The organism is Halobacillus litoralis (assembly GCF_020171725.1).
Lineage (GTDB): Bacteria > Bacillota > Bacilli > Bacillales > Halobacillaceae > Halobacillus > Halobacillus litoralis_F.
Genome location: NZ_JAIVAJ010000001.1, coordinates 171,716 through 187,698 on the forward strand (window position 1 = coordinate 171,716; position 15,983 = coordinate 187,698).

At 46.1% G+C, this 15,983-nt stretch carries 16 protein-coding genes; all 16 read right to left on the reverse strand.

The genetic code is table 11. The features are described 5' to 3' along the window. Positions 1–3 precede the first annotated feature (3 nt). The 16 genes from LCM20_RS00880 to dprA all read right to left on the reverse strand — a co-directional run bounded on the left by LCM20_RS00880 (position 4) and on the right by dprA (position 15,931). A complete protein-coding gene (locus LCM20_RS00880; RefSeq protein WP_225193537.1) occupies positions 4–1,425 on the reverse strand; it encodes a flagellar hook-length control protein FliK in 1,422 nt (473 codons plus the stop codon). A 35-nt stretch (positions 1,426–1,460) separates the two neighbouring features. Beyond that, entirely contained in the window at positions 1,461–2,045 is a 585-nt protein-coding gene (locus tag LCM20_RS00885; protein ID WP_225193538.1) for a MotE family protein, read from the reverse strand. A 4-nt stretch (positions 2,046–2,049) separates the two neighbouring features. Next, on the reverse strand, positions 2,050–2,499 hold the full coding sequence (gene fliJ, locus LCM20_RS00890; RefSeq protein ID WP_225193539.1) for a flagellar export protein FliJ: 450 nt from the start codon (positions 2,497–2,499) through the stop codon (positions 2,050–2,052). Positions 2,500–2,509: 10 nt separating this feature from the next. After that, positions 2,510–3,817, reverse strand: a complete 1,308-nt coding sequence (fliI, locus tag LCM20_RS00895) for a flagellar protein export ATPase FliI (RefSeq protein WP_225193540.1) — start codon at positions 3,815–3,817, stop codon at positions 2,510–2,512. Further along, positions 3,810–4,559 (reverse strand): flagellar assembly protein FliH, encoded by a 750-nt coding sequence (gene fliH / locus LCM20_RS00900; RefSeq protein WP_225193541.1) that lies wholly within the window; start codon positions 4,557–4,559, stop codon positions 3,810–3,812. The genes fliI and fliH overlap by 8 nt, the downstream gene beginning before the upstream one ends. Then, positions 4,552–5,565 carry a flagellar motor switch protein FliG gene (gene fliG, locus LCM20_RS00905; protein WP_225193542.1) on the reverse strand — a complete coding sequence of 338 codons (1,014 nt, stop codon included), beginning with the start codon at positions 5,563–5,565 and terminating at the stop codon, positions 4,552–4,554. Before fliG ends, fliH begins: the two co-directional genes overlap by 8 nt. Positions 5,566–5,577: 12 nt before the next feature. Next, positions 5,578–7,170, reverse strand: a complete 1,593-nt coding sequence (gene fliF / locus LCM20_RS00910; protein WP_225193543.1) for a flagellar basal-body MS-ring/collar protein FliF — start codon at positions 7,168–7,170, stop codon at positions 5,578–5,580. A 63-nt stretch (positions 7,171–7,233) separates the two neighbouring features. Next, entirely contained in the window at positions 7,234–7,548 is a 315-nt protein-coding gene (gene fliE / locus LCM20_RS00915; protein ID WP_225193544.1) for a flagellar hook-basal body complex protein FliE, read from the reverse strand. A 28-nt stretch (positions 7,549–7,576) separates the two neighbouring features. Continuing rightward, positions 7,577–8,032, reverse strand: a complete 456-nt coding sequence (gene flgC, locus LCM20_RS00920; RefSeq protein WP_225193545.1) for a flagellar basal body rod protein FlgC — start codon at positions 8,030–8,032, stop codon at positions 7,577–7,579. A gap of 3 nt (positions 8,033–8,035) precedes the next feature. Further along, on the reverse strand, positions 8,036–8,431 hold the full coding sequence (gene flgB / locus LCM20_RS00925; RefSeq protein ID WP_225193546.1) for a flagellar basal body rod protein FlgB: 396 nt from the start codon (positions 8,429–8,431) through the stop codon (positions 8,036–8,038). A 357-nt stretch (positions 8,432–8,788) separates the two neighbouring features. Further along, positions 8,789–9,568 (reverse strand): GTP-sensing pleiotropic transcriptional regulator CodY, encoded by a 780-nt coding sequence (gene codY / locus LCM20_RS00930; RefSeq protein ID WP_225193547.1) that lies wholly within the window; start codon positions 9,566–9,568, stop codon positions 8,789–8,791. Positions 9,569–9,587: 19 nt separating this feature from the next. Further along, positions 9,588–10,988 (reverse strand): HslU--HslV peptidase ATPase subunit, encoded by a 1,401-nt coding sequence (gene hslU, locus LCM20_RS00935; RefSeq protein ID WP_225193548.1) that lies wholly within the window; start codon positions 10,986–10,988, stop codon positions 9,588–9,590. A gap of 11 nt (positions 10,989–10,999) precedes the next feature. After that, entirely contained in the window at positions 11,000–11,542 is a 543-nt protein-coding gene (gene hslV, locus LCM20_RS00940) for an ATP-dependent protease subunit HslV (RefSeq protein ID WP_225193549.1), read from the reverse strand. A 9-nt stretch (positions 11,543–11,551) separates the two neighbouring features. Continuing rightward, the gene (xerC, locus tag LCM20_RS00945; RefSeq protein ID WP_225193550.1) at positions 11,552–12,442 is read right to left on the reverse strand and encodes a tyrosine recombinase XerC; all 891 of its coding nucleotides are present in this window, start codon (positions 12,440–12,442) and stop codon (positions 11,552–11,554) included. Positions 12,443–12,807: 365 nt separating this feature from the next. Next, positions 12,808–14,889, reverse strand: coding sequence for a type I DNA topoisomerase (gene topA, locus LCM20_RS00950; protein ID WP_225193551.1), 2,082 nt, complete (start codon positions 14,887–14,889; stop codon positions 12,808–12,810). Between the two features lie 163 nt (positions 14,890–15,052). Next, positions 15,053–15,931: a DNA-processing protein DprA gene (dprA, locus tag LCM20_RS00955; RefSeq protein WP_225193552.1), complete on the reverse strand. Its 879-nt coding sequence runs from the start codon at positions 15,929–15,931 to the stop codon at positions 15,053–15,055. Between the last annotated feature and the right edge of the window lie 52 nt (positions 15,932–15,983).

Genomic DNA, 15,983 nt, shown 5'->3' on the forward strand with positions numbered 1-15,983 from the left:
CACCTACACTTTCTCGTTCATGAGTACGTCGTGGAAGGAAAGTTCTTCTTCTTCGCCGTTATCTTCTCCTGAATCTCCCTCACCTGCTGACTGCCTGTTTTGTTGCTGCTGGTCGTCTTCGTTCAATTCAGCATCTTGGAAAAAGGATTGCTGAGCCTGCAGGTTCTCCTGCCTCTCAACGATGACCTGCTGTGGAGAGAACATATGCCTCAATTGATTCATATTTCCATCCAGCATCTCTTTTGCAGCCTGGCTGCTTACGAGGATTTTCACAGCCATTTCGCCGTTCACCTGGACCATCCTCACCATCATGTCGCCTAAGTTGTGAGGCTTCAGCTTGAGCTGCATTTCCATTCCGCCTGCTCGATTAGAGAACAGTTTGCTCGACTGCAAAATGCGTTCAAACTGCTGGATGAACTCCTGTTGTTTAGCACCTTGCGACTGGTTCTGGTTCACATGTACAACAAACTGCTCGACTTTAGACATGGTCATTTGAGGTTGAACCCCGCCTCCCTGGGTGATCGGAGCTTTCTGAGTCCCATCATTCGCTTGTTGCGTTTCTAAAGACTGGGAAACCCACTTCACAATGTCCTTCCCTTTTACAGGGACCTGTTGGTGATACGACTGCGGGAGATTTTGTCTCTTTTGAAAAGACTGGAACAAATCTTTAAACAATTGCTTTTCCGTCTCCGTGCCTTGCTTCATCATTTGGTTCAGAAGCTCTTTCCCTTGGTTCGGCTGCTGTTTTAACAGCTTGTTCAGCTCTTGCAGTACCTGCTTGACTTCAATAGCGGTTTTGGGATCCATCTGAATTCCCTTTTCTTCTCCCGTTGTGACTCGATGCGTCAGCTGCTGGAATTTCTGCCATAAATTATGTAAATGTTTTTCTGTTTGATGTTGGTTGGCTTCTATGTTTCCGGGTTTCGCTGTTACCTCGATGCGCTGTTGATCCATAGGCTTTGAAACCGGTTTGGGCTCAAATGGCGCTGCGGTTACTAGAGCAGCAATCGTTGCAGCAAGCTCTTCTGCTTTCTGAACGGTTTGATTCGGAAGGTCGACGGGTGATTCCTGAAGAATGTTTACAAGCTCCTTCAATTGTTCAAGACCTTTCTCGTTTACAGGACGTTCCTCTGATGTTAGGTTTGCTTCAATCTTGGCAAAAAGCTGATCGAATGATACTCCTTCCTCTAAGTCTGGAAAAAGTGATTTCAAATCAATACCTGCTTCTTCTAGAAGTTTCTTGATCTCATTTAATAACTGTTTCACCTTGTCTTCTGACACCAACAGTGCCATATCACCACCCTCACCGTCTGATTGAACGGCTGACAAAAGCTTTTGAAAGTCTTTTGCACCTTCTTTTGAAACGGTGGAAAATAGCGAGGTTACTTTGCTCGGCTGGCTCATTAACGCCATTACGCTGTTCATATTGATTCACCCCCTTTCAAAGGATGTCTCTTGTTTTAGGATGATGGTGCCCCTAAAAAGGAGCTGGCAAGATTTGCTGCAGTCTCCGGCTCCATTGCTCCGAGGATCTCGCCTCTTTCCTCACTGGAGATCTGCTCGAGAACCTGTACAGCGAGGGCTTCACTCATATTTGAGATGATCGGTGCGGCTTCTTCTGCATCCATGCCTTGAAATGAAGTCGCAAGTTCGCCGACCTTTTCACTCGTTTGTTCTTCACTTTCCTGGGCTGAAACGAGTTCATTTTCCAGGCTTTCAATTTGCATATTCAATTCATCAATAGTGGACTGCTTGGATTCAACCTCTTGCTCAAGCTGCTCGATTTGAGCGTTATTGTTGGCGATCGTCGCCTCTAATTGACTCGTTTCATCCGCTGCAGCCTGTTCATCCTCTGTTGTCACAACCTCAGAAAGACCCGGAACACGATTCGCATATTCTTCAGCCTTTTCAAACACATTGATGCCAAGGATCGTGAAGATGATTAAGGTTAATGTGATGGCAAATCCAACAGGAATGACAATGACAAAGATAAACCATTGTAACTTGCTTCCACCTTCTTGTTTGGCTTGTTCACTTTTTGCCATTCGATCACCTATTCTGGAAATTTAAGTATTGTTGCATCGATAATTCGTCCATGAATTTACTTTCCTCTTCTTTCACCCATTGCTCTTGTTTCTCCACCTTTTGTTCAATGATCTTTTCAAACTTTTTCACTTCTACGTGTGCCGTTGTTAATTGCTTCTGTTTCGTCTTCATTTGCTCTCTCGCCTGATTTACTCTAGGCTGGAGGGATTTGACCTTCTCCTCGAGCCTTTCGATATACTGCTGATGCTGGATGAAAGACATGGCCTGAACGGACTGTTCGGCCAATTGTTTTTCGAAGCGGAATTCTTCCATTTCTTTCTCTTTCAATGTTTCATAGAGCAGTGTTGCCTTCTCTTCAAAAACTTCAACAGATCGCTGATAGTTTTTCTGATGTTCCTGCTTTTCCCTGTCTCTTAAATCCCTCATCTTATGAAAGATTTCGATTCGAGCCATAGAACCCCTCCTACTCGAATAATTGACGCATCAATTCAGAAGACTGCTCAAAGCTTGATGGCTCATGAATCCCCTGCTTAAGAAACTGGATAATTGAAGGGTGATATTTAATAGCCTGATCAATCTCGCGGCTGCTTCCTTTCTTATAGGCACCAATCTGAATTAGTTCACTGTTCTCCTCATACGTTGCGAGGTTTGCCCTGAGCTCTTCGGCTGCTTTCATATGCTCTTCCGTAGCAATCTGCTTCATGACCCGGCTGATTGATTTCAGCGTATTGATCGCTGGAAACTGCCCTTGTTCGGCGAGTCTGCGATCAAGTACAAAGTGACCATCAAGGATTCCTCGCACCGTATCCGAAACGGGTTCATTCATGTCATCCCCGTCTACGAGCACGGTATAAAAAGCGGTGATCGTGCCTTTACTGCTTGTCCCGGTGCGTTCAAGCAACTTCGGCAGCATCGCAAATACAGAGGGCGTGTACCCTTTCGTTGTAGGAGGCTCACCTGTTGCAAGCCCAATCTCACGCTGCGCCATTGCGAAACGGGTCACCGAGTCCATCAGCAGATTGACATTGTAGCCGAGGTCACGGAAGAATTCGGCTACCGCTGTTGCGGTATAGGCCCCTTTAACCCTCATGAGTGCGGGTTGATCGGATGTTGCGACGATGACAATCGAGCGTTTCAACCCCTCTGGTCCAAGGTCATTCTCAATGAACTCCCTTACTTCCCGTCCTCGTTCTCCAATTAGAGCAATGACGTTAATATCGGCAGAACTGTTTCGCGAAATCATACCCATTAGTGTGCTTTTCCCGACACCACTACCGGCAAAAATTCCGACACGCTGTCCCTTTCCAACCGTAAGCAGCGAATCAATCGCTCGGACACCGACTTGGATCGGCTCACGAATGGTCGGTCTCGACAGAGGGTTAGGTGGTTCTTGTTCGGTCGGGTACATCTTTAACCCTTTAGGAAGAGCACTTCCATCAAGTGGATGACCGACAGCATCCAGGACCTGTCCCATTAAGCCGATGCCTACTTTTACTTTCATCGGCTGACCCGTCGCTTCAACGAGACTTCCAGGGCTGATATCACGCATTTCCTTGTAAGGCATCAACAATATGTTTTCACTGTGAAACCCTACGACTTCTGCTGTGATCGGTTCATCCATAGAATTCGGAGGGTAGATGTAACACATGTCTCCAATGGACGCATCCGGTCCTTTCGACTCGACCATCAGTCCGACTACTCTATGAATCTTCCCGTAGCGCTTGAACGTGTTCGTTCGCTTGATTGCTTGAAGGTAAGCTTCTTTATTCATGTCCAAGCTCCTCATTGACAACCTCGAATAGTTTCTGGCGCAGCTCTTTCAACTGCTGGTCCACGCCTGCATCAATCAAGCCGAAAGGAGACTCGATTAAACAGCCGTGCAAATCGACATTGTCCCGAACATAGATGGAAAGATCGGCTCTTGAATGAGTGATCCGCTGAAGCTCTTCTTTTTGAGAGAATACGTGATGATATTGGTCAGGATGGACAGTGACCGTGATTTCAGGTTGTTCTTGAACTTCCTGGATGGCACGCTTCACCACTTCAACAAATGCCTCGTTCTTCTCATCAAGCTCGTACCCGAGAATCTGCTCTGCGCTTCTCAGTGCGAGCTCAACAATGGTCTCTTCGCTCGATTGGACGGTTTGATGATACGATTCATTCGCCTGGTCGATGATCCTGTTCGCTTTTTCCAGCTTCTCTTCGAACTGCTCCCCTGCTTCCTGCAATCCTTGGTTGAAGCCTGCTTGGTAGCCTTCTTCTTTAGCATTTTCGATAAGCGCTTCCCGTTCTTTTGACCATTCTTCACGAGCTTGTTGAATCTCTTGCTGTGCACGCTCTCTAAGCTGATCCGATTCTTCTTGAGCGCTTTTCTTCAATTGTTCAACTTCGCTCAATTTCCTCTCGGCTTCTTCGCGCTTCTGTAATGCCTTTTCTTCTTCCGTAACGGTCGATTGCTCTTCAGGGGCTTCTGCCTGATACAGCGGTTTGATCTTAATTACGCGACTAGACAATGATGTCATCTCCTCCGCCACGTGCTACGACAATTTCACCAACATCCTCGAGACGACGGATGGCGGAAACGACTCTCGTCTGTGCTTCCTCGACATCACGCAGTCTGACAGGTCCCATAAATTCCATCTCTTCCTTGAAAGTCTCCGCCATGCGGTTCGACATATTGCTGAATACGAGTTCTTTGACCTCATCACTGGAGACTTTAAGAGACAAACGCAGATCTTCGTTCTCCACTTCACGGATGACGCGCTGGATGGCACGGTTGTCGAGTGTGACGATATCTTCGAAGACGAACATACGTTTTTTGATTTCCTCCGCAAGTTCAGGGTCTTGAATTTCAAGGGAATCCAAAATCGTCCGTTCGGTACTCCTGTCTACTCCGTTCAGCACTTCGACTACGGCCTGAATGCCGCCCGTTTCCGTGTAATCCTGTGTCACGGTCGTTGAAAGCTTCTTCTCTAGAATCTGTTCAATCTGACTGATCACTTCCGGAGAAGTTGAATCCATAGTTGCGATACGTCTCGCAACATCAGCCTGAAGCTCCTGCGGAAGTTCTGATAAAATCTGTCCTGACTGCGCAGAGTCCAAATACGAAAGGACAAGTGCGATGGTTTGAGGGTGCTCATTTTGAATGAAGTTCAAAATCTGATTCGGGTCCGCCTTCCGGGCGAAATCAAAAGGTCTCACCTGCAGGGAGGAGGTCAGTCGACCGATGATATTCGACGCTTCATCATCCCCTAGGGCTTTCTCCAAAATCTCTTTCGCGTAGCCGATTCCCCCTTGGGAGATATAATCCTGCGCTAAGGCGATTTGGTGGAACTGCTCCAAAATCTCCTCTTTTTCCTTCGCTTGAACCTTTTGAACAGAAGAGATTTCTAATGTAAGTTGTTCAATTTCTTCTTCATTGAGATGTTTATAAACTTGAGCTGCCACATCCGGCCCAAGGGAAATTAACAGTACAGCCGCTTTCTGCCTTCCTGTTAATTCCGATTTCTTTAAGGCCATTGAGGGACCTCCTTAATCTTCTGCAATCCATGATCGCAATAGTTTTGCAAATTCTTCAGGTTTATCACGTGCCATTTTTTCAAGTTGCTTTCTTCTTTGTGTCGATTCATCGAACTTCTCTTCAATGTCCGGAATTTCTTCAGGAACACGTTCAAATACTTCCTCATATTCTTCCTCTTCTTCTTCGTTCCTTCTTCTGACCAGCATCCATACAAGCACGCCTATGATGGCTGCCAGAACGGCACCTACCGCGTATGCCCATACAGGGATACTGAAGCCTGGCTGCTGTGGTACGGTTTGTCCATTAAACTCCTGAAATACGATCGATACCTTCTCATCAGGATTCACTTCTCCGTAGCTACCATTAATCGAGGTCGTAATCATGGAATCCAAAATGGACTGGACGCCATCCTGCACCGTTTGCTGTTCTTGTGCCGTAAGGGTAATGGTTTCTCCGTTTTCGTCTGTACGGGTATTATCGATCGCAACCTGAATGCCCAAGTCCCTTACTTTATAAGGGGCTTCTTCGATGTTGCGTCGAATCCGGTTGAATTCATTGTTGATCGTCTCACGAGTCATTTCGTAATCCCCGTTTGCTCCAGTGACGCCGGCTGGGTAGTTTGCGATGTCTTCATCACCAGCACCCGGGACGCCACCGTCCTCAGGAACCCCGCCTTCATATGTTTCTTCAATACGCTCGACACTCACAGGTAAACCTGACATCGTTTCCGGGTCAACCGGCTCGACCAGTTCCTCCACTCGATTCTCCTGAGTGAAATCAATGTCCGCCGTGACCGTCGCAATGACCTTTTGCTGCCCAATCATTTGACCTAACATACGTTGAACTCGCTGCTTGATATCGCGCTCGATATCTTGTTTCACTTGTTGCTGATATGTATAAAGATCTCCAGAACCAGGAGAATTTGAATTTTCTGTGTCATAATACTGAAAATTCTGGTCCATAATGACGATATTATCTTTAGAAAGATTTGGCACAGATTTTGAAGCTAAATTGTAGAGCGCTTCAATCTGCTGATTCTCAAGCTGATATCCGGGCTGAACCCCCAACACAATCGAAGCTGAGGCGGCCTGCTGTGAATCAGGATCAAGAAAAACGGTTTCCTCTGGCAGATTAATCATCACCTGCGCATCTTGTATGCCTGTAATCCCCATCATGAGATTGGCGAGTTCACTCTGCATGGCATCAAGTCTGATCATGCCGAACTCATTATCCGTCATCCCCCAGGAAGTATTGGCACTGAAGAAGCTGTAATCAATCGAACCGCTGCTCGGCAGTCCCGAGGCGGCCATATCAACGAGCAGCGCTTCTGCTCGCGGCTCCGGAACCATGATCGTCGTTCCGCCTTCTGTCAATTCGTAAGGAACACCTCTCGTATCCAACTCTGCTTTCACTTGACCTACTTCCTGTAGTGTCAAGCCATTGTAAAGGGGTACCATTTTTGAGCTGGATGCAAAGATGCTCACCATGACCAGGGCAAGAATGACAGCTATTCCAGAACCAATCATTAATCCTTTTTGTATCTTACTGCGATTTGTCCAGAACGTTTTGATTCGTTCCTGGTATAAAGATAATTTTTCTTTCATAATTGCCCCCACAAAAATCACGACTTAAAGGAATAGTATAATAACTATCGTCCTGAATATAGATTATACTTGCATGCGCATAATTTCTTTATATGCCTCCACGACTTTGTTTTGAACCTGGACCGTCGTCTGCATCGTGATGCTCGCTTTTTGAGCCGTGATCATGACGTCGTGCAAGTTCTCCACTTCTCCTCGTGCGAGAGCCTGAGTCATTTCATTGGATTGCGCTTGTGATTCATTCACATTATGAATTGCGTTTTTTAACTGATTGGCAAATTGAGCATGCGCTTCAGCTGGCGTCGATCCAGGCTTTCCGACCTGCACCTCTTGGTTAAGGGGAGCAGATGGAGACCCGATTTGATTTGTAATGACCGGCATCTATTGAACACTCCTGTCTTTATTAAATCTATCTTCCAATCTCTAAGGCTTTCATCAGCATACTTTTGGTTGCGTTGAGTGAAGTGACGTTTGCTTCATAGGAACGTGTGGCGCCCATCATATCGACCATTTCCTGAAGCGGGTCAACATTTGGCATTTGGACATAGCCGTTTTCGTCAGCGTCGGGGTGGTTGGGATTGAAAACTTGTTTGAATGGTTGGTCATCTTCTGCAATTTCCGTCACCTTAACACCCTGGGCAGGTGTGGAAGATTGGTTAGAGGCCATTTGTAAAAAAGAACGGAAATCTTGGTCTTTTGATTGGAAAGTGACCATTTTTCTACGGTATGGAACCCAATCTCCATTTTCATTGACGGTAGCACGCGTCGAGTTGGCATTCGCGATGTTGGATGATGCGACATCCATACGAAGGCGTTGAGCCGTAAGAGCGCTTGCTGTTGTATTCATTGCACCGAATATACTCAAAAATTAGTTCCCTCCTCTAAGAACAGATTCCAGACCACTGAATTTACTACTGATACGACTCGTAAGTGCCTGGTATTGGATTTGGTTCTGAGCCAGTTCGTTCATTTCTTTGTCTATGTCGACGTTATTGCCGTTGTGATTGTATGTAGTATTCTGTCTCGTAATCGTTTGAAAGGAAGACGATCCCTCGCGGTTTTGAAAGTCGATATGACGGGAATGGGTTCGTTTAGTCGGAATAGAAGACAACTCCGAGCTCAACACATCTTTAAATACGACATCCTTCGCCTTATACCCTGGTGTATCTACATTGGCAATATTGTTCGCTATCGTCCGGTTTTTAGCTGCCGAATGGTTCATAGCGTTTTCTAATGTATGAATCGTTTGTCCGAAAAGATTCAACTTTTTCACCTCATCTTCGACAAATTCCCCTTAGCTACAAGTATCATTGTAAATAGGTTTGTATACTTATGTCTATGGAAACTTCAGAATTTTTACGAGAGTGTTACAAACAGTCCAAACGAATTAGGGACTTTTTCTCTTCTTTGTGGAATTTGTTTACATATGTCGAACCATTGTATTTATCGAATATTATGCCATACTTTTCTGAATATGAATAGGGATACATCCAAAGGTATTTAAAAACCCCCCTTTAGAGTGAATACAAAATCCGTTTAATCCCCCTTTCCACACTTCACAATCAGCCCACAAAAAAAGAAGCACGACTGCAGTCCGCAGCCGTGCTTCTTTTTTTCTTATTTAGTTCGTACGAAGTTTCTGAAGTTCTACAAGGAAGTTATTGTTCAAGACTTTAATATATGTCCCTTTCATGCCTAGAGAACGCGATTCAATGACGCCAGCACTTTCAAGCTTACGAAGTGCGTTCACGATGACAGAACGCGTAATGCCTACACGGTCTGCGATTTTACTCGCGACCAGCAACCCTTCGTTTCCGTCAAGCTCTTCGAAAATGTGTTCAATGGCTTCAAGTTCACTGTAGGAAAGTGAGCTGATTGCCATCTGCACGACCGCTTTACTGCGCGCTTCCTGTTCGATCTCTTCGGTTTTCTCATGAAGGATTTCCATACCGACAACCGTAGCACCGTATTCGGCAAGCAGAAGGTCGTCATCCTGGAAGCTTCCGTCTAAACGGCTGAGAATCAGTGTACCAAGACGCTGACCGCCTCCGATGATCGGAACAATCGTTGTAAGTCCGTTTTCGAACAGCTCACGGTTCTCAACAGGGAACGCTGTATATTCGCTGTCAATGTCGATGTCAGGCGTCGTTTCCTGAATGTTGAATAGATTCTGTGTGTACTCCTGTGGGAACTGACGCTCTGAAAGCATAGCCTTCATGCGTTCGTTCTCAATCTCCTGTCGGATGGCAAAGCCTAGTAGCTTACCACGGCGGCTGAGAATGAATGTGTTGGCGCCAATGGCGTCACGAAGCGTAGCGGACATATCGTTAAAGTCCACGGACTTCCCGGTCGTTTTTTGTAGCATAGCGTTGATGCTTCTTGCTCTGTCTAGTAATTTCATGTTTGTCTCCTCCTCTGGATTAAAGAATGAATCGGCTTAAGTCTTTGTTTTTAACAATTGATGATAGTTTGCTGTCAACATATTGTGGTGTAATTTCGATTGTTTCCATTGTGACGTCCGTTGCTTCGAACGATAGGTCTTCCAGAAGCTTCTCGAGGATGGTATGCAGCCTGCGGGCCCCGATGTTGTCGGTCTCCTGATTCACTTCATGTGCGATTTCTGCGAGTCTAGTGATAGCATCGTCAGAAAATTCCACCTTTATACCTTCAACTTCCAAAAGTGCTTTATATTGTTTCAACAGGGCGTTGGATGGTTCGATCAAAATGTTCTTGAAATCTTCGACCGTGAGCTTGTTCAGCTCTACGCGGATCGGGAACCGGCCCTGAAGCTCCGGAATCAAGTCAGACGGCTTCGCCATGTGGAAGGCGCCGGCCGCAATGAATAGGATGTGATCGGTCGAGACAGGTCCATACTTCGTTACTACAGTAGATCCTTCTACGATCGGCAGGATATCACGCTGGACCCCTTCACGGGATACATTTCCCTGCTGCTCTCCTTTTGCCGCGACTTTATCAATTTCGTCAATAAAGATCATTCCGGACTGTTCCACTTTTTCAACTGCTTCCTGCCCGACTTCGTCCATATCGACGAGCTTGCCCGCTTCCTCCTGCGTCAGCACTTTACGCGCTTCTGAGACAGGAAGCCTGCGCTTCTTCTTCTTTTTCGGCATGAACTGACTGAAGGCATCCTGCATGTTCATCCCCATCTGTTCCATGCCCGAACCTTGCAGCATGTCAAACATGGAGGACTGGGATTCTTCGACATCAACGGAAACCATGCGGTCTTCAAGCTCACCCATATCGAGCTGCTGACGAATTCGACTTCTCTTCGTCTCAATCTCTGCTTCTTCCTGGTCCTGAGACGAATCTGTCGTGTCCTGCTGGTTCGTTTGGTTGAAGAACATTTCCAGCGGGTTCTTGAAGTTGTTGGACTGCTTCTTCTTAGAAGGCACGAGTAACTTGACCAGACGCTTGTTCGCCTGCTCCTCGGCGCGGTCTTTCACCGCCTCCATCTTCTCTTCTTTCACCATTCGAACAGACATTTCGACAAGATCGCGAACCATGGATTCAACGTCGCGCCCTACATACCCGACTTCCGTGAACTTTGTTGCTTCCACTTTGACAAAAGGGGCTCCGACAAGCTTAGCCAGTCGGCGAGCGATTTCTGTCTTCCCGACACCAGTCGGACCCATCATTAATATATTTTTCGGCACGATCTCATCTCGGATATCATCATTGAGCTGCATGCGGCGATATCGGTTTCTGAGCGCAATGGCTACCGATTTCTTCGCGCTGGTCTGTCCGATGATATATTGGTCGAGCTTTTCTACGATCTGCTTAGGGGTTAAATTCAGTGACATGATACGCCTCCTTACTCGAGTACCTCGAGAACGATTTGGTCATTGGTAAATACACAGATCTCTCCGGCGATTTCCAGTGCCGCTTTGGCAATCTGTTCCGCAGATTGATCAGGTGAATAACGCTTCAGAGCACGCCCTGCACTCAAGGCGAAGTTCCCACCGGATCCGATTGCAAGAATTCCATCATCCGGTTCTATAACTTCCCCAGTACCTGATACGAGAAACATGTTTTCTTTATCCATGACGATCAGCATCGCTTCCAGTTTTCTAAGTACGCGGTCGCTGCGCCACTCTTTCGCAAGCTCTACAGAAGCCCTAGCAAGGTTTCCGTCATAGGCTTCAAGCTTTCCTTCGAACTTTTCGAAAAGGGTGAAGGCATCTGCCACAGATCCTGCAAACCCGGCCAGAACTTGATTATTGAACAGGCGGCGGACTTTCTTTGCCGTATGCTTCATGACGACTTGATTGCCAAGCGTCACCTGTCCATCACCGCTCATGGCACTCTTACCATTATGCTGTACAGCGAAAATCGTCGTTGCATGAAATTGCTCCATCTTTTCACCTCATTTATTCGCTCTTGGATGGCTGTTCATGTAAACATGACGAAGCCGATCCTTTGATACGTGCGTGTATATTTGAGTCGATGACAACTGATCGTGCCCCAGCAGCTCCTGTACAGAACGGAGATCCGCTCCGGCATTCAATAGATGAGTAGCGAAAGAGTGCCTGAGCTTGTGCGGATGGATATCCGATGTCAAGGCTGTCTTTTCCACCATCTTGTTTAAGATCAGTCGCACACCGCGGGCTGTTAATGGCCCGCCTTTTGCATTCAAAAATAGTTGTGTCGTGTCTTTATTGCTTTTCTGTAGAAGTTTAGAGCGTCCATCCTCTATATAGCGCTTCAGTGCCTGGTAAGCCATGTCACCAAACGGAACGTAGCGCTCTTTGTTTCCTTTTCCATGAACAAGTAGTGTCGATAAGGAGAAATCAAAGTCAGACAGCTCTACTTGAGTACATTCGCTCACTCGGATCCCGGTACCATAAAGCAATTCAAGAATCGCCTGGTTTCTCTGTCCGAGAGGATCGTTGACATCACTAACAGTAAAAAGCTCCTGTAACTCTTCTTCATAAAAGAATTCAGGAATCGGCTTTTCGGCCTTTGGTAAAGATACGTTTAAGAATGGATTTTGTTTCACAATTTCTTCGCGCTCCAGGAAACGATAGAAGCTTCGCAAGGATGATACCTTTCTGGATACGGACCTTCTTGAGAGACCTTTCTCATACATCCGGGATAGAAAGATGCGGATATCCGAATACTCGCATTGATCCACAGTTAGATGCTCTGCCTCCATGAAGTGTGAGAATTCTTCAATATCCAGCTTGTAGTGCTCCACCGTCAAAGGAGATGCGTTCTTCTCGATCTGTAAATATTCAAGAAATAAGGATGTATACATACCGCTCTCTCCTTTACCCTCAGCAAGGCGTTTAAATTTTATCACATTTCAAACAGCGATCACAATGCCTTTAACAAAAATGTAACAAAATTCTGAATTGTTTCCAACTATAATCACTTCAGCGATGTGCTGAACGGTGTCGAAATATGTCAAGTATGTAGACTAACAAAGCGTAATTATAGCGGTCCACTATTTCAGTGTCAATGTAAAAATACGGTGTTACGCGTTTTTGGGTGAAAAATCCTTGTGTTTTCCTTCTCATGCACAATCTTATTCTACAAACGTAGGGACGTATCGAGCGTTTTAAACCGATTAAAAAGGGTCTATAACTAACAGCATAGTCATAGACCCTTCTCATTATAACTTTATACTTGTTGTTCTTCCTTGTAATCACAGCTTGTACACTGGATTTGTGTCCCTTTCTTCTGTTTCTTCTCGACAAGAAGAGACTCACACTTCGGACATGGCCTTGTAATCGGCTTGTCCCAGGAGATAAAGTCACAATCCGGATAACGTTCACAACCGAAGAATTTACGGTTCTTTTTACTCTTACGCTCTACGACTTCGCCTTTTTGACACTTCGGACACGTCACATCGATCTTCTTCAAGATTGGCTTCGTATTCCGACACTCCGGGAAGTTGCTGCAGGCGAGGAACTTTCCGTAACGGCCCATCTTATAGACCATTTCATGACCGCACTTCTCGCAGTCGATGCCGGCAGGCTCATCTTTGATTTCGATTTCTTCCATTTCTTTCTCGGCTGTCGTCAACCGAGGTTCAAATTCTTTATAGAATTCGCTGATGATATCATGCCAGTCCTGCTCACCATCTTCAACGGAGTCCAAGTCATCCTCCATATCCTTCGTGAAGGCTGCATCAATGATCTCAGGGAAGTATTCCTTCAACTGCTCGAGCACAATTTCGCCAAGTTCAGTCGGGACGAAACGCTTATTATCAAGCGCAACGTAACCACGCCTTTGAATGGTGTCAAGCGTTGGGGCATACGTAGAAGGTCTTCCGATACCGAGTTCCTCAAGCGTCCGCACAAGACGTGCTTCTGTGTAACGCGGAGGCGGTTGAGTGAAGTGCTGGTTCGGCTTGATTTCTTCTGCTTTGACCGTCATGCCCTCTTCGATGTGTGGAAGGAGTTTGTCTTTCTCCTTTTTATTGTCATCGTTTCCTTCGACATAGACTTTCATAAATCCTTTGAATTTCACTTCAGAGCCCGTTGCACGGAATTCGACTCCCTCGTTCAACATGTGAACGGTCATCGTATCCAGTACGGCAGGAGCCATCTGGCTTGAGATGAAACGATCCCAGATCAGCTTGTACAGGCGGTGTTGATCTCGGGATAGGACGCTCTTCATAGACTTCGGATCACGCATGGCGGACGTTGGACGTACCGCTTCGTGAGCATCCTGTGCTCCGTCTTTTTTCTTAGAAGGTTTGTCTTTGCCCTTGCCTAAAAATTCTTGTCCGTATGTTTCTTCTACATAATTTTTCGCATCTTCTTTCGCTGAGTTGGAAAGACGGGTAGAGTCGGTACGCATGTAGGTAATAAGACCCGTCGTGCCTTGTTTTCCACCTAAGTCGATTCCTTCGTAAAGCTGTTGCGCAATCATCATTGTCTTCTTGGCACGGAAGTTGAGTTTCCTTGCTGCTTCCTGCTGAAGTGATGACGTAGTAAAAGGTAGGGATGGGTTTCGTCTGCGTTCCCTTTTGTTCACTTTATCGACCTTGAACTCGTCTCCGTTCATGCGCTCTTGGATTTTCTTCACGTCATCTTCGGATTTGAGTTCAGCTTTCTTTCCGTCGACACCGTAGAATGAACCTTCGAAAGGCTCTTTATCCTTAAGGAAGTCGCCTTCGATTGTCCAATATTCTTCCGGCTCAAAGCTGTTAATTTCGTTCTCACGGTCGATAATAATTTTCACCGCGACCGATTGAACTCGACCTGCGCTCAAGCCCTTTTTCACTTTCTTCCATAGTATAGGGCTGATGTTGTATCCGACCAGGCGGTCCAGGATTCTTCTCGCCTGTTGTGCGTTGACCAAATCAGAGTTGATCGAACGAGGCTGCTTGAACGAGTCTTTAATCGCTTCTTTGGTGATCTCATTGAATACGACGCGGCAATCTGATGTCTCATCAATACCAAGACTGTGAGCCAGGTGCCAGGCAATCGCTTCCCCTTCACGGTCGGGGTCGGCTGCGAGATAGACTTTCTTTGCTTTCTTTGCAGCGGTTTTCAATTCTTTTAATACAGGGCCTTTACCCCGAATAGTAATGTACTTTGGTTCAAACTCATTTTCAACGTCGACGCCCATTTGACTTTTCGGTAAATCACGGACGTGTCCGAGTGATGCTTTCACTTTATATTTTTTTCCAAGGTATCGTTCAATCGTCTTCGCTTTCGCTGGTGATTCAACGATGACTAGATAATCTGCCATAATGCTTCCTCCCATAGAGGTGTTTTCAATTTTTTCTAACTGATGCATAAAGTAAATCTTCCCTATTATTAAATAGATTGAAACCGTTTGTCAAACATTCAATCAAGACTTTTGATATGGGAGTATTGCCAAAACCCTTGTTCTGAAGCCGTTTTCAACACTTTTATTCAAATTTTTCTGACCACTCTGAAAGTATGTCCTCTGCCCTGTGAACGAGCTTCGCCCCGTCATTAATCATCTGGTGGCACCCTTCACTTGTTGGGGACCCTGGACGTCCGGGCATAGCAAAAATATTCCTCCCCTGCTCTAGGGCCTGATCGACGGTAATGAGAGACCCGCTCCTTACTCTCGCCTCTACGACAAACGTCGACAAAGTCAACCCCGAAATCAGCCGGTTGCGCTCTGGAAAATGGTACTTTTTCGGCTTACGATCGGGCGGATATTCGCTTATGACTAAATGGTCTCGAGCCAGTTTTTCGTATAATGGGATGTCGTTTCTTGGATAAATGTGTTCGAACCCGGAACCGAGTACGGCGATGGTCTTACTTCCATGATCGATTGCAAGGTGATGAGCGTATTGATCAACGCCCTTTGCCATGCCACTCACTACAGTGTAGCCTTTACTCAGTATGGGACTTAAAATGTATTTCATAGCTGGAAAAGCGTCGCCTGACGGGGTTCTCGTGCCGATGACGCTGAGAGATGAGGGGGTGTGCATGAGGAGAGGGTCCCCTTGAATATAAAGCATGAGAGGCGGATCTGGAATCGTCTTTAAAAGCGGTGGGAACAGAGAGTCATAGAAGGGGATCATATGATAATCAGAGTAAAAAATGTCGACTTTCTTCATTATATAAGGGTCATGTATGTGATGGTGGATCAGAGCGGATCGTTCAAGAGGGATTTTCAAGTGGTAGGATAGATCTTCTTTTGACATTTCAAAGATTTCAATAAGGTCTGGATTCAGTCTGAAGCATTTCTTCAATAGAGGTCGGGTCACGTTCGGGGAATGGTGCAGGACGGCGAGCCGTTTTGTCAGATTCATAAGGTTCCTCTTTTCATAGAGAAGAAACCGTGCCATTAGCTGACACGGTTCT